Source organism: Aliivibrio fischeri, assembly GCA_038993745.2.
In the GTDB taxonomy this organism is placed as follows: domain Bacteria; phylum Pseudomonadota; class Gammaproteobacteria; order Enterobacterales; family Vibrionaceae; genus Aliivibrio; species Aliivibrio fischeri_B.
On record CP160629.1, the window covers coordinates 2,709,122 to 2,731,742 of the forward strand.

At 40.0% G+C, this 22,621-nt stretch carries 19 protein-coding genes, 4 tRNA genes and 1 pseudogene; 4 read left to right on the top strand and 20 right to left on the bottom strand.

Annotated elements, in window-relative coordinates; all coding sequences use genetic code 11:
* Window positions 1-7: 7 nt before the first annotated feature.
* Window positions 8-802 (bottom strand): NAD(+) diphosphatase, encoded by a 795-nt coding sequence (gene nudC, locus AAFX60_012970; protein XDF78949.1) that lies wholly within the window; start codon window positions 800-802, stop codon window positions 8-10.
* Window positions 803-961: 159 nt separating this feature from the next.
* Here nudC and AAFX60_012975 point away from each other — a divergent pair, with 159 nt between their 5' ends.
* Complete coding sequence (locus tag AAFX60_012975) at window positions 962-1,444, top strand: Rsd/AlgQ family anti-sigma factor (GenBank protein XDF77530.1); 483 nt, start codon at window positions 962-964, stop codon at window positions 1,442-1,444.
* A gap of 40 nt (window positions 1,445-1,484) precedes the next feature.
* Here the strand turns inward: AAFX60_012975 and AAFX60_012980 are convergent, their stop codons facing one another.
* The 4 genes from AAFX60_012980 to AAFX60_012995 are packed head-to-tail and all read right to left on the bottom strand — an operon-like array spanning window position 1,485 to window position 3,847.
* Window positions 1,485-2,321, bottom strand: a complete 837-nt coding sequence (locus tag AAFX60_012980; GenBank protein XDF77531.1) for a CsgG/HfaB family protein — start codon at window positions 2,319-2,321, stop codon at window positions 1,485-1,487.
* Between the two features lie 21 nt (window positions 2,322-2,342).
* Window positions 2,343-2,720, bottom strand: a complete 378-nt coding sequence (locus AAFX60_012985) for a curli assembly protein CsgF (protein XDF78950.1) — start codon at window positions 2,718-2,720, stop codon at window positions 2,343-2,345.
* Between the two features lie 33 nt (window positions 2,721-2,753).
* Complete coding sequence (locus tag AAFX60_012990) at window positions 2,754-3,206, bottom strand: curli production assembly/transport protein CsgE (protein ID XDF77532.1); 453 nt, start codon at window positions 3,204-3,206, stop codon at window positions 2,754-2,756.
* A complete protein-coding gene (locus AAFX60_012995; GenBank protein ID XDF77533.1) occupies window positions 3,203-3,847 on the bottom strand; it encodes a LuxR C-terminal-related transcriptional regulator in 645 nt (214 codons plus the stop codon). The genes AAFX60_012990 and AAFX60_012995 overlap by 4 nt, the downstream gene beginning before the upstream one ends.
* A gap of 255 nt (window positions 3,848-4,102) precedes the next feature.
* Here AAFX60_012995 and AAFX60_013000 point away from each other — a divergent pair, with 255 nt between their 5' ends.
* Together AAFX60_013000 and AAFX60_013005 are read left to right on the top strand one after the other, a co-directional pair.
* A complete protein-coding gene (locus AAFX60_013000) occupies window positions 4,103-4,672 on the top strand; it encodes a curlin subunit CsgB (GenBank protein ID XDF77534.1) in 570 nt (189 codons plus the stop codon).
* A 24-nt stretch (window positions 4,673-4,696) separates the two neighbouring features.
* Entirely contained in the window at window positions 4,697-5,641 is a 945-nt protein-coding gene (locus tag AAFX60_013005; protein XDF77535.1) for a curlin associated precursor, CsgA like protein, read from the top strand.
* A gap of 65 nt (window positions 5,642-5,706) precedes the next feature.
* Here AAFX60_013005 and rpoC read toward each other — a convergent pair whose 3' ends face one another.
* The 13 genes from rpoC to AAFX60_013070 form a co-directional block, all read right to left on the bottom strand.
* The gene (gene rpoC / locus AAFX60_013010) at window positions 5,707-9,912 is read right to left on the bottom strand and encodes a DNA-directed RNA polymerase subunit beta' (GenBank protein ID XDF77536.1); all 4,206 of its coding nucleotides are present in this window, start codon (window positions 9,910-9,912) and stop codon (window positions 5,707-5,709) included.
* A 71-nt stretch (window positions 9,913-9,983) separates the two neighbouring features.
* Entirely contained in the window at window positions 9,984-14,012 is a 4,029-nt protein-coding gene (rpoB, locus tag AAFX60_013015) for a DNA-directed RNA polymerase subunit beta (protein XDF77537.1), read from the bottom strand.
* A gap of 237 nt (window positions 14,013-14,249) precedes the next feature.
* Window positions 14,250-14,618 carry a 50S ribosomal protein L7/L12 gene (rplL, locus tag AAFX60_013020; protein ID XDF77538.1) on the bottom strand — a complete coding sequence of 123 codons (369 nt, stop codon included), beginning with the start codon at window positions 14,616-14,618 and terminating at the stop codon, window positions 14,250-14,252.
* Between the two features lie 55 nt (window positions 14,619-14,673).
* Window positions 14,674-15,168 carry a 50S ribosomal protein L10 gene (rplJ, locus tag AAFX60_013025; protein ID XDF77539.1) on the bottom strand — a complete coding sequence of 165 codons (495 nt, stop codon included), beginning with the start codon at window positions 15,166-15,168 and terminating at the stop codon, window positions 14,674-14,676.
* A 245-nt stretch (window positions 15,169-15,413) separates the two neighbouring features.
* A complete protein-coding gene (gene rplA, locus AAFX60_013030) occupies window positions 15,414-16,118 on the bottom strand; it encodes a 50S ribosomal protein L1 (protein XDF77540.1) in 705 nt (234 codons plus the stop codon).
* A gap of 4 nt (window positions 16,119-16,122) precedes the next feature.
* A complete protein-coding gene (rplK, locus tag AAFX60_013035) occupies window positions 16,123-16,551 on the bottom strand; it encodes a 50S ribosomal protein L11 (GenBank protein XDF77541.1) in 429 nt (142 codons plus the stop codon).
* 120 nt (window positions 16,552-16,671) lie between these two features.
* On the bottom strand, window positions 16,672-17,217 hold the full coding sequence (nusG, locus tag AAFX60_013040) for a transcription termination/antitermination protein NusG (protein XDF77542.1): 546 nt from the start codon (window positions 17,215-17,217) through the stop codon (window positions 16,672-16,674).
* Window positions 17,218-17,229: 12 nt separating this feature from the next.
* On the bottom strand, window positions 17,230-17,607 hold the full coding sequence (secE, locus tag AAFX60_013045; protein XDF77543.1) for a preprotein translocase subunit SecE: 378 nt from the start codon (window positions 17,605-17,607) through the stop codon (window positions 17,230-17,232).
* A gap of 216 nt (window positions 17,608-17,823) precedes the next feature.
* A complete protein-coding gene (tuf, locus tag AAFX60_013050) occupies window positions 17,824-19,008 on the bottom strand; it encodes an elongation factor Tu (protein XDF77544.1) in 1,185 nt (394 codons plus the stop codon).
* A gap of 98 nt (window positions 19,009-19,106) precedes the next feature.
* Window positions 19,107-19,182, bottom strand: a tRNA-Thr gene (locus AAFX60_013055).
* A gap of 12 nt (window positions 19,183-19,194) precedes the next feature.
* Window positions 19,195-19,269 (bottom strand) — tRNA-Gly (locus AAFX60_013060).
* A gap of 35 nt (window positions 19,270-19,304) precedes the next feature.
* Window positions 19,305-19,388 (bottom strand) — tRNA-Tyr (locus AAFX60_013065).
* A 33-nt stretch (window positions 19,389-19,421) separates the two neighbouring features.
* Window positions 19,422-19,497, bottom strand: a tRNA-Thr gene (locus tag AAFX60_013070).
* Window positions 19,498-19,690: 193 nt separating this feature from the next.
* Between AAFX60_013070 and coaA the strand changes: the two genes are divergently transcribed.
* Window positions 19,691-20,614 carry a type I pantothenate kinase gene (coaA, locus tag AAFX60_013075; protein XDF77545.1) on the top strand — a complete coding sequence of 308 codons (924 nt, stop codon included), beginning with the start codon at window positions 19,691-19,693 and terminating at the stop codon, window positions 20,612-20,614.
* On the opposite strand, the pseudogene birA reads toward coaA, so the two are convergent.
* Window positions 20,615-21,573: pseudogene (birA, locus tag AAFX60_013080) on the bottom strand (bifunctional biotin--[acetyl-CoA-carboxylase] ligase/biotin operon repressor BirA).
* Complete coding sequence (gene murB / locus AAFX60_013085; protein ID XDF77546.1) at window positions 21,557-22,606, bottom strand: UDP-N-acetylmuramate dehydrogenase; 1,050 nt, start codon at window positions 22,604-22,606, stop codon at window positions 21,557-21,559. The pseudogene birA and the gene murB overlap by 17 nt, the downstream one beginning before the upstream one ends.
* Window positions 22,607-22,621: the final 15 nt, after the last annotated feature.

Below are 22,621 nucleotides of genomic sequence, written 5' to 3' on the forward strand. Positions count from 1 at the left end.
ACCTTACTTACACCCATTCATCTGTTTGGGTGTTTTTTTCTTGTTGAATTTCATTCAATGTTGCTTCAATTAACGCTCTTGCTATTGTCCCTTTTGGCGCTAATTCTGGTAGTACATTTTTATCATACCAACCCGCTTTAATGAGCTCATTTTTATCTACTTTTATCTCACCAGACTCATAGTCCGCCATATATCCCATCATTAAGCTTGATGGAAAGGCCCAAGGCTGACTGCCAACATAACGAATATTTTTTATTTTTATGCCCGTTTCCTCAAACACCTCACGAGAAACAGCCATCTCCAAAGTTTCACCAACCTCAACAAATCCAGCTAAGACAGTAAACAAACCACCTTTATGCCTTTGATGTTGAGCAAGTAGCACCTTATCATCACGACGAACGGCAACAATAATTGAAGGGAATATTCTAGGATAATGGAGTTTGCGACAATCATTACATTGCATCGCAATTTGATTATGGTTGAGCTGAGTTCGGCCACCACATTGCGGGCAAAACCGAAACTCTCTTGCCATAAATCCATACTGAATGGCTTTACTAAATAATAAAAAATCAGTTTGTGGATATTCTAATAATTCTCGGAGATTTGTATAAATAAGTTCCTGATTTACCAACTCATCATTTAACCACATAACTGGTTTTTCATTATGATAACCAATACATATAGCCTGCTCGAAAGGTAAGTTAAACTCTATTGCACTACCATTTGGAAGCGCTTTGTCTTTTAACCAAATATTTGAATCATTTACTACGCACCAATATGCTTTTGTATGTTGGTTTAACATCTTTATCACAACCCTCTTGCAGCCATCAATGTTTACTGGCAATCTTAAAGAATAGTAATGAGTATATACCCAAACAATTTTCACTGAAACCACACTCAGATTCACTCGGGTATAGATATAGAACTTTGGAATATTGCTTGCAACTACAAGGATATCGTTATGCTTACTAGACTAAATCAATTCCAAGAACAATGGGGTGGCAATAGCGACGTTATTGATCACTGGCTATCAACTCGACAAGATTTATTAGTTGAGTATTGCAAGTTAGCTGGCTTGCCTCCATTTGACTCATCAGTTTCCACTCTTCCTGATTTTTCATCAATTCAATCATTTACACAGCATTTAATTGATTATATTTCAGAAGGCCATTTCAAAATTTACAACATGGTAATGGAGAAATGGGATGCGACAGGTTTTTCTCCGACTGAAGAAATGAGCCAATTGTATGCCCATATAACAAAAACAACTGACCCGATCCTTAACTTCACAGATAAGTACTCAAAAGATGATGAGGAATTATTATTAAGTGATTTCGACAATGATTTTTCAACACTAGGAGAGATTATTGAAGCGAGATTTGAGTTAGAGGATGGATTAATTGAACAAATATCCAGCAGTTTAGCACACCCTCCTGGAGCTTAATGATTAAATAGAGTGTTTGACCCAAACACTCTATTTAATTTTATAAAATTTGATTGGTTTCAGAGGCGTATTTTTTAAATATCGGATTATTTCTAGTATCTAAATTTGCAGGTCGCCATAGCCCTTGTTGTACACCTTTCACAATAAGGTGTATGACAGCGGAATCAATCGCTGACATCAAAGCAATATTTACAGGCTCATTATTGGTATACCCTAGTTCAACCTCTAATAACTCTTTGTAATCAACAAAACGAAATGCACCAGCAGAGACTTCATAGGATAAGATCGTTTTACTTGTAGTCACACTTGTCAGTATTTTCCCACTTCTTACATCTACCGCTCGTATGTTCACAGTAACTTGATCTGCTCTATATTGACCCGAACCACCGATACCTAAATAACGAGCACCTGCACCACCGGTTTTTATATTTGAATCATAAGCAACAATACCCCCTTCTATCATTACGTTAGCAGACAATAATGAAGGTAATGTTGAACCATGATTGCTAATCGATTCCTGCTTTTTTTGAGCCGCTCTAATAATTTTTCGTTCAGTCAAAAGATTTTGTAATCCTTGACGCTCTAAAGGATAAAACCATTCTGAATCTAATAAAGCCATCGTTAAAAGGGCCGTTCCACCTTGAGGTACAGCGGTCGAAAAATTACTGTTAGGCTGTGGTTTATATTGTCCCGTTTGATCTCTAAAATCATATACAGAAACAAATATTTTCCCTTGTGGCTTAGGTAGCGATATCAAATCAATATAATTCGCTCCTCGCTGCATTAACGTTGGAGACTCAGAAGTTTCAGGAATATCGATTGAATTTGAACAACCCGCTAACAGTAGTATGAATAAATAATAAATTGAATATTTCATTGCTCAGTCCTTAGCGTTAGATCAATCTGGAGTTAAGCCACTCACCTGAATCTCTGATGTTTCCCCTGTTGCTTTATCAACAATTTGAATCAATAAAGCCCCTGAGTCATCAACAATATTAAGTATGAAATCATCTGTAATTAATTGCCCAGTATTACCATTACCTACATCAGCAAGTAATTGACTGATCAAGCGAGATTGCAAACTAGATGTTAAACGATCTAGCGCTGACTCTTGTTCAAATAATGAATCTTCTTGAGGTCCTTTATAATCATTAATTGCATTTGCACCACCAAACAGGTGTGAAGTATTTAAAGGGTTTCCTCCGAAATTAGGATTCACTGGTGTGTATACCAATTCACTCGCATGAACAAAAACAGGTATACAGATAGATAGCATTAGCAATACATTCCTTATTGCCATAATTAGTCCTTAGATCTCAGGGTAATCGAGATCAAATGTATCTTTAAATAACTTTTCTGTTTGCCATTTAACTATGTATTTATTTACGGCTTCTAGAGCCTGTTCTGCTTTCTCATCAGCCTGTCTTTGACCTGGGGAAAGAGCACTTCTATAAATAACCTTATCAAAATGATAAACCCCTATAATGCTTCCAGATAATGCCGTCGGTCTTTCTTTTATTGTTAGGTTTACATCTATATCTTCATATCTAGCGTTCATTTTCATAGAAAAAGAAAAATAAAAATCTCGTCCCAAACGAGTCAATGTACGATCAATAATCAACCCATCAAGTTCAATTAAATCATCCACCTCATTTACGCTGTTGTTTTCCAAAGGAGCTTTAGACTCTAACGATGCTTTATTATCAGAAGCAAAAGAAATAAAAGATGTAAAAAAAACAATACTAATATATTTAATATTCATCGATTATTTCCTTCAAAGTCATATCCTTTCGCCCACATCATTGCTTGTAGCCTATTTTTTACATTTAATTTTTTAAAGACATTATATAAGTGCGTCTTAACTGTATTTTCACTTACAAACAATGAATTAGCTATGTCTACATTTGAAGCGCCGGATGCTAATAATCTTAATATTTCACTTTCTCTAGTCGTTAATGAAATAGATGTTGATAATATTGCATTCTGTTTTTCTCTATATGCAAATATTAATTCATTAATTATTTTACGACTCAGCCACATCTCTCCTTCTATTATTTTCTTTACTCCATAAGATATAACATCCATATTATCTTTCTCATAAAACACCCCTACAACATTCGGATATTTCATTATGTTTTTTTTTATATTCTCATCAGTTATATTAAAAAGTATTTCTCTTACCTTTAATTTATTTCGATTAATTGTATCTATGTAATTTTTATACTTTTTATCTGTTTGTTTTTTTATATCCAAGATAACTAGAATGTCATCATCTACCTTCCCTTTATTTACTAATTCATCACAATTAAGAGAAACGATCGTCTGACCTGAAGATTTCTCCAATAAATCAATAAGTAAAGATGAATACAGTGTTGGATCTGACGATAAATAATAGATACTCATCTCACTCCTCCATGATGACTGTTATTTAAAATTAGCTTAAAACCTCTACATATCCACTGAATAACTAAATAATTATTAATAACCTTTAGGTTGTATCACTTATGAGAATTAAATAAGCATTTAAAAATCAAAACGCATAGTACTTTAGTTTATTTTTTACCAATTAAAATATCATTAATAAGTTTATGGTTGTTCTCTGAGCAAATCCCATACTTTTGATGTGGCAAAAAGCTATCACGAAAGAGGGATACTGATATGAAAATATTATCAGTAAGTTATATCTATTTATTAATGGGGATAAGTGGTTACAGTTATGCGAATTTTGATCTAGGTATTAATGAATTTAATGCTCCAAATGAATTAACGGAATTATCCGAATTAAATACGAGCAATGATAATAATGCAATTATTGAATTAACTAATGCAACAAACTCGCAAGTAACTATTATTCAACATAATGTAAATAAAACAGGAAGTAATAAAGCAAAAGTAAAACAAACTGGTTATGACAATACAGCGGCCGTCATGCAACTAGGTAGCAATAATGTAGGGTTAATTGCTCAAAATGGCACAAATAATTCAGCGACATTGAAACAGCTAGGATTAAATCATGAAGGTGCCATTTTACAAGAAGGTAATGACAACATAGCCCATTTAGTACAAACAGGTAACGGTAAACAAAACGTAGTAAACCAAACAGGTGATTCAAATATTGCAGCTGCAGTGAATAAAAATAATGGTGCAGGTTTTTCCATTAATCAAACTGGCAATCAAGGAATTATCTTAGTAAACGGAATGGATAGATTCATATCCATCGTAAATTAAAAATCATTTCAAGGAAGTTTTATTATGAAAAAGCTAGCAATCGCAATCTCAACTATCTTACTTTCTGGTGCTGCATATGCTGGGAATACAGCTGATGTAGAGCTATTTAATGCAGATGAGAATGACGTTAATATTTTCCAAATGTCACCAGCAGTAGGGAATGATGCAGATGTGTTAATCCGAAACTCTGATGATAACGAAGTCGATATCTATCAAATGGGTCGTCATAACGAAGCTGTAGTAAGAGTACGTAACGGAAGTGATGATAACGACCTAATGATTGATCAAGATGGTCGCCACAACCGTGCTGTTCTAAAAGCTCGTTTAGGTAGTGATGATAATGACTTTGCAATTGAACAAGATGGACGCCTTAATTTAGGTAAAGTTATTGCCGACGACAGTGATAACAACAATGGTTTAATTGACCAACGTGGGCGCAAAAATGAAGCCTACATTAATTTTGATGGTGCATCAGATAACTCGAACAATAAAATTGTTCAAAGAGGTCGTCGTAATGAAGGTGAAATCAGTGTAATGGGCGGATCAAACAATGGTACATTAAAAATCCGTCAAAAAGGACATGATAATGACTCTAAAATTCATGTTTATGGTGGTTCAGGTAATGAAGCATTAACTAAAATCAACGGTGATGATAATACAACTTACACTGCATTTTATGCTGGAGCATCAGATAACGACACGACAATCTTGATGAAAAATGATTCATTAGACAATACCGTTTACGCTGTCGTTGTTGGTGGTAGCTTCAACGAAGCTGATGTAACAATTGATTCAAGTAACGATAACTTTGTTTCTGTGGCTCAATGGGGTGATTCATCAATGGCTGAGGTTACATTGGAAAATGGTTCAAATGATAACTGGATAATGGTTAATCAAACTAATAATGACATGGCTACCGTAACCGCTGATAACAGTAGTTACAATGCTGTTGTAATTACTCAACTATAAATTTATCACTTAAATAAAAAAGCCCTGCATCTCTGCAGGGCTTTTATTTGCGTTTATTAAATCAATTACTCTTCAGAAGAGAAACCTGCATTTAATAGTGCCGCTAAGTTATCAGTCGCTTGCTCAGCTGATGGACCTTCTTGTTCCACAGCTTTTTGCTTTTGACGTTCTTGGTGGTATGCGAAACCTGTACCCGCTGGAATTAGACGACCAACGATTACGTTTTCTTTCAGACCACGTAGTTCATCACGCTTACCAGAAACAGCTGCTTCAGTAAGTACGCGCGTCGTTTCTTGGAACGATGCAGCAGAGATGAACGACTCAGTAGCAAGAGACGCTTTAGTAATACCTAGTAGATCACGCTCGAAACGTGCAGGTTGCTTGCCTTCAGCTTCAAGCTGACGGTTTGCAATCGTTACGTTTGCATACTCAAGTTGCTCACCTTCAAGGAAAGTAGAGTCGCCAGAGTGTGTAATCGTACACTTACGTAGCATTTGACGAACGATAGTTTCAATGTGCTTATCGTTAATCTTAACGCCTTGTAAACGGTAAACTTCTTGAACTTCGTTAGTGATGTATTCAGTAACTGCATGAATACCACGTAAACGTAGGATATCATGTGGCGTTTCTGGACCATCAGAGATAACGTCACCACGTTCAACTTTATCACCTTCAAAGATGTTAAGTTGACGGTGTTTATGAATCATCTCTTCATAAACTTCGCCGTTATCGTCACGAGTGATCAATAAGCGAACCTTACCTTTAGTCTCTTTACCAAACGCAACAATACCTGCGTGCTCAGCAAGAATTGCTGGCTCTTTAGGCTTACGAGCTTCAAATAAGTCCGCAACGCGTGGTAGACCACCGGTGATATCTTTAGTACCGCTTGAAGCTTGAGGAATACGAGCTAACGTTTCACCAATACCTACGTTACCACCATCAGCAAGGTTAACAATCGCCTTACCAGGTAGGAAGTATTGAGCTGGCATTTCAGTACCAGGGATCATGATGTCATTACCATTCGCATCAACAAGTTTCACTGTTGGACGCATGTCTTTACCAGCAGAAGCACGCTCAGCCGCATCAAGAACAACAATTGAAGATAGACCAGTTAACTCATCAGTTTGAGTTGTGATCGTAACACCATCAATCATGTCAACGAATTGAACTTGACCTTGTACTTCAGTGATGATTGGCATTGTATGCGGATCCCAAGATGCGATCTTGTCGCCCTGGTTAACTGCATCACCATCTTTCTTCGTTAAGATAGTACCGTAAGATAGCTTGTAGCTTTCTTTCGTACGGCCATGCTCATCAATAACTGTCATTTCAGACGCACGAGACGTAATAACTAAGTTACCTTCGCCATTTGTTACGTGCTTAGCATTATGAAGTTTGATCGAACCAGTCGTCTTAACTTGGATGCTGTTGTCTGCTGCCGCTGTAGATGCCGCACCACCGATGTGGAACGTACGCATCGTTAGCTGTGTACCAGGTTCACCGATTGATTGAGCAGCGATAACACCAACTGACTCACCTTGGTTAACCATATGACCACGAGCTAGGTCACGACCGTAACAGTTAGCACAACAACCGAAGTCAGCTTCACAGCTTACTACTGAACGTACTTTAATTTGGTCAACTGAGTTTTCTTCAACGATTTGACACTGCTTCTCATCAAGAAGTGTGTTACGTGGAAGAAGAATTTCATCTGTACCTGGTTTCAATACATCTTCAGCAACCACACGACCTAGAACACGTTCGTGTAGAGGTTCTTTAACATCACCACCTTCAATTAGAGGAGTCATGGTCACACCTTCGTATGTACCACAGTCATCTAAGTGAACAACTACATCTTGTGCAACGTCTACTAAACGACGAGTCAGGTAACCTGAGTTCGCAGTTTTAAGTGCTGTATCGGCAAGACCTTTACGCGCACCGTGCGTTGAGATGAAGTATTGGTTTACGTTTAGACCTTCACGGAAGTTCGCCGTGATCGGTGTTTCGATGATTGAACCATCTGGTTTAGCCATCAGACCACGCATACCAGCTAGCTGACGAATCTGAGCTGCAGAACCACGAGCACCGGAGTCGGCCATCATGTAAACGCTGTTAAACGATTCTTGTTGCTCTTCTTCACCATCGCGGTTAAGCACTGTTTCTGAAGACAGGTTATCCATCATCTCTTTAGCAACTTGTTCGTTTGTTGCCGCCCAGATATCGATAACTTTGTTGTAACGTTCGCCCGCAGTTACAAGACCAGATTGGTACTGTTCTTGAATTTGCTTAACTTCTTCTTCTGCATCAGCAACTTTCGTGTACTTAGCATCAGGGATAACCATGTCATCGATACCAACAGACGCACCAGACAATGCTGCGTATGCGAAACCTGTGTACATGATTTGGTCAGCAAACACTACTGTGTCTTTAAGACCAAGAGTACGGTACGCTTCGTTTAGTAGGTTAGAGATTTGCTTCTTACCTAACTTCTGGTTAATGATGCTGTAAGGAAGACCTTCTGGCACGATTTGCCATAGCATTGCACGACCAACAGTCGTATCAACCAGTTTAGTTTCACGAGTTTCAATACCATTCTCATCACGAAGAACTTCAGTGATACGAACTTTAACGCGAGCATGTAGCTCTGCAACACCTGTACGGTATGCTTTTTCAGCTTCAGCAAAACCTTCAAGGTACATGCCTTCGCCTTTCGCGTTAATTTTTTCACGTGTCATGTAGTACAGACCTAATACAACGTCCTGAGAAGGTACGATGATTGGGTCACCTGATGCTGGCGACAGAATGTTGTTTGTCGACATCATTAGGGTACGTGCTTCTAATTGGGCTTCCAGAGTTAGTGGTACGTGTACCGCCATCTGGTCACCATCGAAGTCGGCGTTATATGCCGCACACACTAGTGGGTGAAGCTGAATCGCTTTACCTTCGATTAGTACTGGTTCAAACGCTTGGATACCTAGACGGTGAAGTGTCGGTGCACGGTTTAGTAGTACTGGGTGTTCACGGATTACGTCATCTAGGATATCCCAAACGATCGCTTCTTCGCGCTCTACCATTTTCTTAGCAGCTTTGATTGTCGTAGCAAGACCACGACCTTCTAACTTGCTGTAGATAAATGGTTTAAATAGTTCAAGTGCCATCTTCTTAGGAAGACCACACTGATGTAGACGAAGGTATGGACCTACTGTGATTACAGAACGACCAGAGTAGTCTACACGTTTACCAAGCAAGTTCTGACGGAAACGACCTTGTTTACCCTTGATCATATCAGCAAGAGATTTAAGAGGACGTTTGTTAGAACCTGTGATCGCACGACCACGACGACCGTTATCAAGCAGCGCATCAACAGACTCTTGAAGCATACGTTTTTCGTTACGTACGATAATGTCTGGTGCAGCTAAGTCTAAAAGACGCTTCAAACGGTTGTTACGGTTAATCACACGACGGTATAAGTCATTTAGATCAGACGTAGCAAAACGACCGCCATCTAGTGGTACTAGAGGACGAAGATCTGGCGGAAGAACTGGTAGAACAGTAAGAATCATCCACTCTGGGTTGTTACCAGATTGAACGAAAGCTTCTACTAGTTTCAGACGCTTAGTTACTTTTTTACGTTTTGTTTCAGAGTTAGTAGTTTCTAACTCTTCACGCATGTCTTCGATCTCTGCTTGCATGTCCATAGACGCTAGCAGATCTTTGATCGCTTCCGCACCCATCTTAGCTGTGAATTCGTCACCGAACTCTTCTAGCTTATCAAGATATTCTTCTTCAGAAAGAAGTTGGCTGCGTTCTAGATCAGTCATACCTGGCTCAGTAACCACATATGATTCAAAGTAAAGTACACGCTCGATATCACGTAGTGGGATGTCCATTAACAAACCAATACGAGACGGCAGTGACTTCAGGAACCAGATGTGCGCAACTGGAGACGCTAATTCGATGTGGCCCATACGGTCACGACGAACTTTAGTTTGCGTTACTTCTACGCCACATTTTTCACAGATAACACCACGGTGCTTAAGGCGTTTGTATTTACCACATAAGCATTCGTAGTCTTTAACTGGGCCAAAGATACGTGCACAGAAAAGACCGTCACGTTCTGGCTTAAAGGTACGATAGTTGATTGTTTCTGGCTTTTTAACTTCACCAAAAGACCATGAACGAATTTGGTCAGGTGAAGCAAGACCGATTTTGATTGCATCAAATTCTTCAGTCTTGTGTTGTGCTTTCAGAAACTTTAATAAGTCTTTCACATTCGGCTCCTGTAAGGAGAAAAAAGGCGCTCGGCGAGCGCCTTATATTCTACCGGACAATCTCAATGAGATTATTCTTCGTCTTCTAACTCGATGTTGATACCAAGTGAGCGGATCTCTTTCAACAATACGTTGAATGATTCTGGCATACCTGGTTCCATACGATGATCGCCATCTACGATGTTCTTATACATCTTAGTACGACCGTTCACGTCATCCGACTTAACGGTTAGCATTTCTTGTAGAGTATATGCAGCACCATATGCTTCAAGTGCCCATACTTCCATCTCACCGAAACGCTGACCACCGAACTGAGCTTTACCACCTAGTGGTTGCTGAGTTACAAGGCTGTAAGAGCCGGTAGAACGTGCGTGCATCTTGTCATCAACTAAGTGGTTCAGTTTTAGCATGTACATGTAACCAACAGTTACAGGACGCTCAAACGCATCACCAGTACGACCATCAAACAGTTTCAGCTGACCAGATTCTGGTAGATCAACAAGTTTTAATAGCTCTTTAATTGACGCTTCAGGAGCACCATCAAAGATTGGTGTAGCGATTGGTAAACCACCACGTAAGTTCTTAATTAAAGTACGAACTTCGTCATCAGACAGAGCAGCAATATCTACTTCTTGGCGAGTTTCACCAAGATCGTATACTTTTTGTAAGAAGTTACGGAACTTATGCAGTTCTTGTTGCTCTTTAAGCATTTGGTTGATCTTATCACCAACACCTTTAGCAGCAAGACCCATATGAACTTCAAGGATTTGACCGATGTTCATACGAGAAGGTACACCCAGTGGGTTCAATACGATATCTACTGGTTGACCTTTCTCATCATAAGGCATGTCTTCAACAGGGTTGATCTTAGAGATTACACCCTTGTTACCGTGACGACCCGCCATCTTATCACCAGGCTGAATACGACGTTTAACCGCTAGGTAAACTTTAACGATCTTCAGTACGCCCGGTGCAAGATCATCACCTTGAGTGATCTTACGACGTTTAGTTTCAAACTTCTTATCGAACTCAGCTTTAAGTTCATCGTACTGTTCAGCAAGTTGCTCAAGTTGGTTTTGCTGCGCTTCGTCGTCAAGAGTGATTTCTAACCACTGCTTACGATCCATTGCATCAAGTTTAACTTCAGAAACACCCGCTGCTACAAGAAGTGTACGAACACGGGCTAATAGACCACCTTCAAGAATTTGGAACTCTTCAGTGATGTCTTTCTTAGCTTCTTTAAGCTGCATTTGTTCGATTTCTAGAGCACGTTTGTCTTTTTCAACACCATCACGCGTAAATACTTGTACGTCAATGATAGTACCTGAAACAGAGTTTGGTACACGTAGAGATGAATCTTTAACATCAGATGCTTTTTCACCGAAGATAGCACGTAGTAGCTTCTCTTCAGGCGTCAGTTGAGTTTCACCTTTAGGTGTTACTTTACCAACTAGGATGTCACCACCCTTAACTTCAGCACCAATGTAAACAATACCTGATTCGTCTAGTTTAGACAGAGCAGCTTCACCTACGTTAGGGATATCTGCAGTGATCTCTTCAGAACCAAGTTTAGTATCACGAGCCACACAAGATAGTTCTTGAATGTGAATCGTCGTGAAACGGTCTTCTTGAACTACACGTTCAGAAACAAGGATTGAATCCTCGAAGTTATAACCATTCCAAGGCATGAATGCGATACGCATGTTCTGACCAAGTGCTAGCTCACCAAGGTCTGTTGAAGGACCATCAGCAAGAACATCACCACGAGTTACAGGTTCACCAGGAAGTACTGTAGGACGCTGGTTGATACACGTATTTTGGTTAGAACGAGTGTATTTAGTTAAGTTGTAGATATCGATACCAGCTTCACCAGGTACCAACTCGTCTTCGTTAACTTTAATTACGATACGAGAAGCATCTACAGACTGAACCACACCACCACGTTTAGCAACAGCTGTTACACCTGAGTCAACTGCTACGTTACGTTCAATACCAGTACCAACTAAAGGCTTATCAGCTTTTAATGTAGGTACAGCTTGACGTTGCATGTTCGCACCCATTAGGGCACGGTTCGCATCATCGTGTTCTAGGAACGGGATAAGCGAAGCAGCTACAGATACAACTTGGTTTGTCGCGACATCCATATATTGGATGTGTTCACGAGGGTGTAGACCAGATTCACCTTTCTGACGAGCGATGATTAGTTCATCAGCAAAAGTACCTTCTTCAGTTAACACGGCGTTAGCCTGTGCAATAACAAAAGTACCTTCTTCGATAGCAGATAGGTAATCAACTTGATCAGTTACTTGACCATCAACAACACGGCGGTATGGAGTCTCTAGGAAACCGTACTCGTTACATTGTGCAAATGCTGATAGTGAGTTAATCAGACCGATGTTTGGACCTTCAGGCGTTTCGATAGGACATAGGCGACCGTAGTGAGTCGCATGTACGTCACGAACTTCGAAGCCAGCACGCTCACGAGTCAGACCACCAGGACCTAAAGCAGAAATACGACGTTTGTGCGTAACTTCTGACAATGGGTTGTTTTGGTCCATAAACTGAGACAGCTGTGAAGAGCCAAAGAATTCTTTAACTGCAGCTGAGATCGGTTTAGCGTTGATAAGATCTTGAGGCATAATTGCATCAAGGTCACCAAGACTTAGACGCTCACGAACAGCACGTTCTACACGAACTAAACCAACACGGAATTGGTTTTCTGCCATTTCGCCAACAGAACGAATACGACGGTTACCTAGGTGGTCGATATCATCGACTTCACCAATACCGTTACGGATATCGATCAGTTTACGCATCACTTCAATGATGTCAGTCTCATCAAGAACGCCTGCACCTTCATCATTATCACGGCCAATAGAGCTATTGAACTTCATACGACCAACAGTCGATAAGTCATAGCGCTCTTCAGAGAAGAATAGGCTTTCGAATAATGCTTCAGCAGCTTCTTTTGTTGGCGGCTCACCAGGGCGCATCATACGGTAAATTTCAACAAGCGCCGATAAACGGTCAACAGTTGAATCTGCACGTAATGTGTCAGAAATGTATGCACCATGATCAAGATCGTTAGTAAATAGTACTTCGATCTTCTTGTAGCCAGCCTGAGATAAATTAGCCAGATCTTCTAAGCTAAACTCTTGGTTAGCTGCGATAATGATCTCGCCAGTGTCTTCATTCACGTAATCGTGAGAAGCCACTTTACCTACGATGTAGTCAACTGGAACTTCAATATGAGTGATATCGTCTTTCGTTAACTGGCGAATATGACGCGCAGTAATACGACGGCCAGCTTCTACATAAACTTTGCCGTTAGCTTCAATATCAAAAGTTGCAGTCTCACCACGTAAACGCTCAGGAATTAATTCCATCATTAGCGTTTGATCTTTCACTTCAAAAACAACTTTATCGAAGAATAGATCTAGGATCTCTTCAGTTGTTTTGTTCAGTGCACGTAGGATGATCGTTGCTGGTAATTTACGACGACGGTCAATACGTACGAATAAGTTATCCTTAGGATCAAATTCGAAATCTAACCATGAACCACGGTAAGGAATTACACGTGCGTTATAAAGAACTTTACCAGATGAATGGGTCTTACCCTTATCGCTGTCGAAGAAGACACCTGGGCTGCGGTGCAGCTGGGATACGATAACCCTTTCAGTACCATTGATTACAAAAGTACCATTGTCTGTCATAAGCGGAATTTCGCCCATGTAGACTTCTTGTTCTTTAATGTCTTTAACCGTGTTTGCTGGTGCATCTTTATCGTACACAACCAAACGCAGTTTCACACGTAGTGGTGCAGAATATGTAACACCACGGATTTGACATTCTTTAACGTCAAATTCTGGCTCACGGAGATTGTAGCTAACGTATTCTAGCTTAGAGTTGCCGTTGTAGCTCTGAATTGGAAAAACAGAACGGAAGGCAGCCTCAAGACCGTATTGCCCTTCTGGATCTTGCTCGATAAATTTTGTAAAAGAATCAAGCTGGATCGATAGCAAGTATGGTATGTCCAACACTTGTGGACGCTTACCAAAATCCTTACGGATGCGCTTTTTCTCTGTATAAGAGTAAACCATGGGGTTCCTCAGCTCGCTGATAAGTGACCCGAACCGTCCGCCTTTGTCTTTAAAGGCTGGGACAGTGACTAATAACACTGTTTTCTGTAGGACATGTTCACTGATTTGTGATCATGTTTTTTGCTTGAGTGAGGGGTTCTAAACAGTGTGAAATTACCCTACACCCTACAGCGCAAAAAGGCCGGTGGTTAATAAACCACCAGCCATTAGCCGTTAGGCTATGAAACTAAGTAATAATTACTTAACTTCAACAGAAGCACCAGCTTCTTCTAACTGAGCTTTAAGAGCTTCAGCTTCAGCTTTGTCAACGCCTTCTTTTAGAGGTGCTGGAGCTGAGTCTACAAGACCTTTAGCTTCTTTAAGACCTAGGCCAGTAGCGCCACGTACTGCTTTGATAACAGCAACTTTGTTAGCGCCAGCAGAAGTTAGGATTACGTCAAATTCAGATTGCTCTTCAGCAGCGTCGCCGCCAGCTGCGCCACCTGCAACTACTGCAGCAGCAGCAGTAACACCGAATTTTTCTTCCATAGCTTCGATAAGCTCAACAACTTGCATTACAGACATTTCTGCAACTGCGTCTAGGATTTGCTCGTTAGTAATAGACATAACAATTCTCTTTTAAGTCAACAATAATTTATTTTGTAACCAGTTAAAGCAAGGCTTATGCCGCAGCTTCTTCTTTTTGGTCACGAACAGCAGCGATAGTACGAACCAGCTTGCCAGCAGAAGCTTCTTTCATGCACATCATTAGGCGTGCAATTGCTTCGTCGTAAGTTGGTAGTGTCGCTAGTACATCAGCATCAGTAACTGCGCCTTCAAATGCAGCAGCTTTGATCTCGAAATCTTTATTCTCTTTAGCGAAGTCTTTGAAAAGACGCGCTGCAGCACCTGGGTGCTCGTTAGAGAATGCAAGTAGAGATGGACCAGTGAAAGTGTCAGTTAGACACTCATACTCAGTACCTTCTACTGCACGGCGTGCTAATGTGTTACGAACAACTTTCATGTAAACACCCGCTTCACGCGCTTGTTTACGTAGAACAGTCATCGCAGCAACAGGAACGCCACGAGAGTCAGCTACAACTGCAGAAAGTGCACCACTGGCTGCTTCGTTGACTTCAGCAACAATTGCTTTTTTGTCTTGAAGATTTAAAGCCATTTGGATTAACCTCTGGTTGTGATTACACCACTCACTACAAAATGTAGGAGAGTAAATACGATGCAGTCACAGAAAACCAATTTTTACAAAATTGATTTCAAGTTCGGGCACCGTCTACGCAGGTTTTATTAAGCTCTTTCGAGCGCCTACGGTCTTGGACGGAGACTTTCTAATTAAAAATCAGAAAGCCCCAACCATAAATTTGATAGGCGGAAAATTATACATGAATTTCCCACCTTTGCAAATTAGTTTGTTTGTGTATTTAGAGTCGCTTGATCTAAAGATACACCAGCACCCATTGTAGTAGAGATGCTTACCTTCTTCACGAAAGTACCTTTCGCAGAAGTTGGTTTTGCTTTCTTAAGTGCAACTAAAAGAGCTTCTAGGTTCTCTTTAAGTTGAGCAGCATCAAAGTCCACTTTACCGATAGTAGTGTGGATGATGCCGTTTTTGTCGTTACGGTAACGAACTTGACCAGCTTTAGCATTCTTAACTGCTTCAGCAACGTTAGGTGTTACAGTACCAACTTTAGGGTTTGGCATAAGACCGCGAGGACCTAGGATTGTACCTAGTTGACCAACAACGCGCATTGCATCTGGAGAAGCAACAACAACGTCAAAGTTCATTTCGCCTTTCTTAACTAGTTCAGCAAGATCTTCCATACCAACTAGATCAGCACCAGCTTCTTTAGCAGCTTCTGCGTTTGCACCTTGAGTGAACACAGCAACACGGATTTCACGACCAGTACCGTGTGGTAGCACAGTTGCGCCACGAACGTTTTGGTCAGATTTACGTGCATCGATGCCAAGGTTAACAGCAACGTCAACGCTTTCTGTGAACTTAGCAGTAGCAAGTTCTTTTAGAAGAGCAACAGCTTCGTTGATGTCGTATTCTTTAGTAACTTCAACTTTTTCGCGGATATTGCGCATGCGCTTAGTAAGTTTTGCCATTATATTAACCCTCTACCACTAGGCCCATTGAACGAGCAGTACCAGCAATTGAACGCTTCATAGCTTCAATGTCAGCACCAGTCATGTCCGCAGCTTTAGTTTCTGCGATCTCTTGTAGTTGAGCGTCAGTAACAGTACCAACTTTCTCAGTGTTTGGACGACCAGAACCAGACTTAACGCCTGCAGCTTTCTTAAGAAGAACTGCTGCTGGTGGAGTCTTAGTTACGAACGTGAAAGAACGGTCGTTGTATACAGAGATAACTACTGGGATTGGTAGACCTTTCTCGATAGATTCTGTTTTTGCGTTAAACGCTTTACAGAATTCCATGATGTTCACACCGTGTTGACCTAGTGCAGGACCAACTGGTGGACTTGGGTTCGCCATACCTGCTGCAACTTGCAGTTTGATATAAGCTTCAACTTTCTTAGCCATGATATTTCCTAATACTTGGGTTCAAACGCTATCCAACTGGATTAGCTCCCCGTTAACAAAAAGGCGCGAAATTATAGTAATAATTCGCGCCTTTGACAATACCTTTTGCTGATTTTTCGATCAGTTTTTTTCTACTTGGCTGAACTCTAGTTCTACTGGAGTTGCACGACCAAAGATAGATACAGATACTTTTAAGCGACTCTTTTCGTAATCCACTTCTTCAACAGTACCGTTAAAGTCTGCGAATGGGCCTTCTGTAACACGAACCACTTCACCAGCTTCAAACAATGTCTTAGGACGTGGAGCTTCACTCGCTTGCTCAAGACGGTTTAAAATGGCATCCGCTTCTTTATCAGTAATTGGTGCAGGGCGATCCGAAGTACCACCAATGAACCCCATTACACGTGGAATACTACGTACTAAGTGCCATGATTCATCATTCATGATCATTTGCACTAGAACGTAACCAGGGAAAAATTTACGTTCGCTTTTACGACGTTGGCCAGCACGCATTTCTACCACTTCTTCAGTTGGTACTAGTACTTCACCAAATAACTCTTCCATGTTATGCATTTTAATATGTTCGCGTAGCGATTGAGATACACGACCTTCAAAGCCTGAAAAAGCTTGAACTACATACCAACGTTTTTTTGGAGCTTCACTCATGATCACTTATCCTCAAACACCTGTGATTAAGCCAATTAGTCTAACCATAATACCATCAATGCCCCATAAAATCAGAGCCATCACGATACATACAGCTAGAACAATGAAAGTTGTTTGTGTTGTTTCTTGGCGTGTAGGCCAAACAACCTTTCTAACTTCCATTCTTGATTCACGAGCAAATGCAATTGCAGTTTGACCTTTTGCTGTGAAAGCAGCAATACCACCAGCAGCAGCAATTAATGCAACCACACCGGCAGCTCGAATAACAACAGATAAATCAGCTAGTAAGTAATTACCAACAACAGCAGCAGATAATAGAACTAAAACAAGTAACCATTTTACTGTATCAGCTGCGCCTGAAGTTTCTGTTGTCTCAGTATTTGTTTTCATAAACCAACCTGTGACATAACCATAATTTACTTCTATCACTTGATAGAAATTGTTAACCAGACTTAATATAGCCTAGTATCTTCATTCCATAAACCAACAATTTCGTTGATTCATCTGCGCTGTGCTGTGTATTTTCTAAAAATGCAAAACAACACACAATACAACGCAGAAAAAGGGCATCAAATGATGCCCTTTTTACTAGTACTTAGTCAAATCTTAAGCAAAGATTTTAGCAACAACACCAGCACCAACTGTACGGCCACCTTCACGGATCGCGAAGCGTAGACCTTCGTCCATTGCGATTGGAGCGATTAGCTCAACCGTCATTTGAACGTTGTCACCTGGCATTACCATTTCTACGCCTTCTGGTAGAGTGATGTCGCCTGTTACGTCAGTTGTACGGAAGTAGAACTGTGGACGGTAACCTTTGAAGAAAGGAGTGTGACGGCCGCCTTCATCTTTAGAAAGAACGTACACTTCTGACTCAAATTTAGTGTGTGGGTTGATTGAACCTTTAGCAGCAAGTACTTGGCCACGTTCAACGTCATCACGCTTAGTACCACGTAGTAGTGCACCAACGTTCTCACCTGCACGACCTTCGTCAAGCAGTTTACGGAACATTTCAACACCTGTACAAGTAGTCATTGTTGTTTCTTTGATACCAACGATTTCTACTTCGTCACCTACGCGTAGGATACCACGCTCGATACGACCTGTTACAACTGTACCACGACCTTGGATTGAGAATACATCTTCAATTGGTAGTAGGAACGGTTGGTCAACAGCACGCTCTGGTTCTGGGATGTAAGAATCTAGTGCTTCTGCAAGCTCAACGATCTTGTCTTCCCACTCTTTTTCGCCGTTTAGAGCGCCAAGAGCTGAACCTTGAATTACTGGTAGATCATCACCTGGGAAGTCGTACTCAGAAAGAAGTTCACGAACTTCCATTTCAACTAGTTCTAGAAGCTCTTCATCATCAACCATGTCACATTTGTTCATGAATACGATGATGTAAGGGATACCAACTTGACGACCAAGTAGGATGTGCTCACGAGTTTGTGGCATTGGACCATCTGTTGCAGCAACAACTAGGATACCACCATCCATTTGAGCAGCACCAGTGATCATGTTTTTAACATAATCGGCGTGTCCAGGACAGTCAACGTGTGCGTAGTGACGTGCAGGAGTATCGTACTCAACGTGAGAAGTTGAGATTGTGATACCACGCTCGCGCTCTTCAGGAGCGTTATCGATTGATGCGAAATCTTTAGCTACACCGCCGTAGATTTTTGCAAGTGTAGTACAGATAGCAGCTGTTAGAGTTGTTTTACCGTGGTCAACGTGGCCGATAGTACCAACGTTTACGTGCGGTTTCGTACGTTCAAATTTTTCTTTAGACATGGATAGTCCCTCTAGGTACGGATATTAGTGGCTTTGAATGACCACGTAACCAAATATAGATTGAATATATGATTTTTTAAAAGGAGAAATAGGCAATCTGGTGCTAATACCCAGATTTGAACTGGGGACCTCACCCTTACCAAGGGTGCGCTCTACCAACTGAGCTATATCAGCGCACAAAAGATATGGAGCGGGCAGCGGGAATCGAACCCGCATCATCAGCTTGGAAGGCTGAGGTAATAGCCATTATACGATGCCCGCACACGTAACTCGATTGAGCTATTTAACCTGAAATATGGTGGAGGGGGACGGATTCGAACCATCGAAGCTTTCGCGGCAGATTTACAGTCTGCTCCCTTTGGCCACTCGGGAACCCCTCCAAACTTTACTTTTACTTCCGAAAAAAATAAAAGTGGTGCCGACTACCGGAGTCGAACTGGTGACCTACTGATTACAAGTCAGTTGCTCTACCTACTGAGCTAAGTCGGCACAATTGGTGCGCATTCTAGTGAATCTAGAAATATCATGCAACTGAAAATTCAAATAAAACGTTTTTTTTTGCTTTTTTACCCAAAAAGTTGTCTATCTCATCAAATCAATAACCAAAAAGTAATAAGACCGCTTTTTTCTTAAAGAGGCTTATTGTATTGTTCAACATTCATTAATCCACTAGGTAAGTCATGTGAACTCTTATTTAACATTTACTCGTGAGCATTGGGCTGAATTGAGAAAATCAACGCCTATGACACTTACAGAAAAAGAGTTAACGAGTTTACGAGGCATCAATGAAAATATAAGCATTGATGAAGTGAGTGAAATTTATTTGCCTTTAATTCGCTTGTTGCAATTACATATTGATAGCCATCGCGAAAAAAATATTATTTTAGAAAAATTTCTTTCACATCAAGATATAAAGTCACCTTTTATTATTGGTATAGCAGGAAGTGTTGCAGTAGGAAAAAGTACAACAGCAAGAATCATTCAGACTCTGCTCAAACAGTTATTACCACACTTAGATACTCAACTGGTGACAACAGATGGTTTTCTTTATCCTAATGAAGTTCTAAAAGCTAAGAACATCATGCATAAAAAAGGCTTTCCAGAGTCTTATGACACCCACTCTTTGGTTTCTTTTGTTTCTGATGTAAAGTCGGGGAAAAAATCAGTATCAGCACCTTTATATTCACACCTGACTTATAACGTAACCGGTGAGCGAAAAGTTGTTGAATCGCCTGACATATTAATTATTGAGGGTTTAAATGTACTTCAAAATGGTAACGATTATCCTGATGATCAGCATCACCGTTTTGTTTCAGACTTTCTTAACTTCTCTATATATGTTGACGCATCACCAGAACAACTTAAAGAATGGTATGTTGAACGTTTTTTAAAATTACGAGAAAGTGCTTTTAAAGAAAATGGTTCTTATTTTTCGCACTACACAGAATTATCTACCGCAGACTCAATTAAAAAAGCTCAACATATTTGGGATACAATTAATGGTCTCAATCTTGAGGAAAACATCTTACCAACAAAGAATCGAGCTAGTCTTATTCTTTCAAAAGGTGAAAACCATTCAATTAATCAAGTAGCAATAAGAAAGTAACTATTGTTTCTTTATAGATATTTCACCACCATTATAAGCCGTTAGGCCATCAGCATTGATAAGTAACAGCGCACCTTGGGCATCAATACCGTTGCAAACTCCTGTAACGGTACCATTTCCTAATTGAAGCGAAATTTCTTGGCCTTTAAAATTGTCATATCTATTCCATCTTTCAACAAAGTGGGATAAGCCAAAACATTCAAACGCTTTCATCGTTCCTTCAAGCGAAACCAATAATGCATTCGCTAATTTATTTCTAATATGGTTTTGGCCAAGAATTGTTTTTAAATCAACCCAAGGTTGGTCTATTTCAGAAGTAAATCTTTCACTAAGGTCAACATTAATTCCGATACCTATGACCACATGGGCGGCACCACCTGATTGAGCTGAAAGTTCAATAAGAACACCGCCTAGCTTTCTGTTATTCCAATAAATATCATTAGGCCACTTTAATTTAAGCTCACTACAGCCTAAATTTTCCAGGGCTTCAACAACAGCAATACCAACAGCTAAACTTAAACCCATCGTAGCAGCAAGACCATCATCTAACCTCCAATAGAGAGACAAATAGATATTTCCACCAAATGGAGATATCCATGAGCGCCCTCTTCGACCTCGTCCGGCAGATTGATATTCAGCTATACAAGATTGTCCGCACTCAGAGAGGTCATATTATTTAGCAAATACTGATTCGTTGAATCAACAACGCCAAGAACTTCAGGTTTTGGTAGCTTATTATGAGAAACAAGTTCTTGTTGTAATAACTCAATAGAAGTTGAGAGTGAATAGCCTTTACCTTTTACTTTGTAAATCTCAAGTCCCCAACTCTGAATCACATTAATGTGCTTGCTTATTGCGGCTCGAGAGATATTAAGTTGTTCACCCAGTTCTTCACCTGAATGAAAGTGTCCATCACTAAGCAGTCTTAAGATCTCAAGTTTTTTAGTGTGTTCTTTCATCAAAGAGCTCCGATAAAAAAGATTCTTCACCATTTAGATAAAATCTAACTTCATGTTCAAGTTCAATATCATACATATCTAAGACAATGTTTTTTACATGATTTGCTAACTCTAAAATATCTTCAGATGTCGCTGTACCAGTGTTAGTTAGCACTAACGCTTGTTCTTGATGCACTTGGGCACCATTAATTTTGAAACCTTTTAAACCAGCATTATCAATAAGCCAACCAGCAGCTATTTTCTTCCCTTCAGTGACATCATAAGCAGGTAAATTAGGGTAAGTTTCACATAAGGCTAAATAGTGCTCTTCTGATATAACAGGGTTCTTAAAGAAACTGCCTGCATTTCCAATCACATTTGGATCAGGGAGTTTTTTACTTCGAATTTCACAAATTTTATCAAATACGTTCTTAGGTGTGGTTTTACTATTTCGTAAATCACTCAGTGGGCCATAAGCAAGAACAGGCTGCCATTGTTTATTTAAACGAAGTGTTATCGCTGTAATGATGCAACGATCTTTGAGCTCATGCTTAAAAACAGATTCTCGATAGCCAAATAAACATTCTGAATTCTTCAATGTCTTAATTTGAAGTGTTTCAAGATCCAAATATTCAACAGACTCACATACATCTTTTAACTCAAGACCATAAGCACCGATATTTTGAATAGGAGCAGAGCCTGCACAACCTGGAATCATTGCTAGATTCTCAATACCAGCCAATCCATTATCAACACACCACTCAACTAATTCAGGCCAATCTTCCCCACTAGAAACTTTCAGCAAATAATCAGTATCAGTTTCTGTTACTGATTTTCCGAAAAGTCGATTAAGAACAACGACACCATTAAAGTGATTACAAAATAAGGTATTACTCCCTCGCCCTAAAGGTAGTTTTGTCATTTCTTTGTATTTTTTATCAGACCAAATATCAATTAGATCCTGTATAGAATCAGCTTGAATGATTAAATCAGCACTTTCGTTAACTGAAAAACTATTATAAGGCTTAAGTGTTTTATTAAGTAAAATCTGCATAGTGCTGTATTTAAT

What these genes read in the sequence shown, in the direction of transcription:
- nudC (XDF78949.1), bottom strand. Translation starts at nt 802, where the DNA reads ATGTTAAACCAACATACAAAAGCATATTGGTGCGTAGTAAATGATTCA.
- AAFX60_012975 (XDF77530.1), top strand. Translation starts at nt 962, where the DNA reads ATGCTTACTAGACTAAATCAATTCCAAGAACAATGGGGTGGCAATAGC.
- AAFX60_012980 (XDF77531.1), bottom strand. Translation starts at nt 2,321, where the DNA reads ATGAAATATTCAATTTATTATTTATTCATACTACTGTTAGCGGGTTGT.
- AAFX60_012985 (XDF78950.1), bottom strand. Translation starts at nt 2,720, where the DNA reads ATGCTATCTATCTGTATACCTGTTTTTGTTCATGCGAGTGAATTGGTA.
- AAFX60_012990 (XDF77532.1), bottom strand. Translation starts at nt 3,206, where the DNA reads ATGAATATTAAATATATTAGTATTGTTTTTTTTACATCTTTTATTTCT.
- AAFX60_012995 (XDF77533.1), bottom strand. Translation starts at nt 3,847, where the DNA reads ATGAGTATCTATTATTTATCGTCAGATCCAACACTGTATTCATCTTTA.
- AAFX60_013000 (XDF77534.1), top strand. Translation starts at nt 4,103, where the DNA reads ATGAAAATATTATCAGTAAGTTATATCTATTTATTAATGGGGATAAGT.
- AAFX60_013005 (XDF77535.1), top strand. Translation starts at nt 4,697, where the DNA reads ATGAAAAAGCTAGCAATCGCAATCTCAACTATCTTACTTTCTGGTGCT.
- rpoB (XDF77537.1), bottom strand. Translation starts at nt 14,012, where the DNA reads ATGGTTTACTCTTATACAGAGAAAAAGCGCATCCGTAAGGATTTTGGT.
- rplL (XDF77538.1), bottom strand. Translation starts at nt 14,618, where the DNA reads ATGTCTATTACTAACGAGCAAATCCTAGACGCAGTTGCAGAAATGTCT.
- rplJ (XDF77539.1), bottom strand. Translation starts at nt 15,168, where the DNA reads ATGGCTTTAAATCTTCAAGACAAAAAAGCAATTGTTGCTGAAGTCAAC.
- rplA (XDF77540.1), bottom strand. Translation starts at nt 16,118, where the DNA reads ATGGCAAAACTTACTAAGCGCATGCGCAATATCCGCGAAAAAGTTGAA.
- rplK (XDF77541.1), bottom strand. Translation starts at nt 16,551, where the DNA reads ATGGCTAAGAAAGTTGAAGCTTATATCAAACTGCAAGTTGCAGCAGGT.
- nusG (XDF77542.1), bottom strand. Translation starts at nt 17,217, where the DNA reads ATGAGTGAAGCTCCAAAAAAACGTTGGTATGTAGTTCAAGCTTTTTCA.
- secE (XDF77543.1), bottom strand. Translation starts at nt 17,607, where the DNA reads ATGAAAACAAATACTGAGACAACAGAAACTTCAGGCGCAGCTGATACA.
- tuf (XDF77544.1), bottom strand. Translation starts at nt 19,008, where the DNA reads ATGTCTAAAGAAAAATTTGAACGTACGAAACCGCACGTAAACGTTGGT.
- murB (XDF77546.1), bottom strand. Translation starts at nt 22,606, where the DNA reads ATGCAGATTTTACTTAATAAAACACTTAAGCCTTATAATAGTTTTTCA.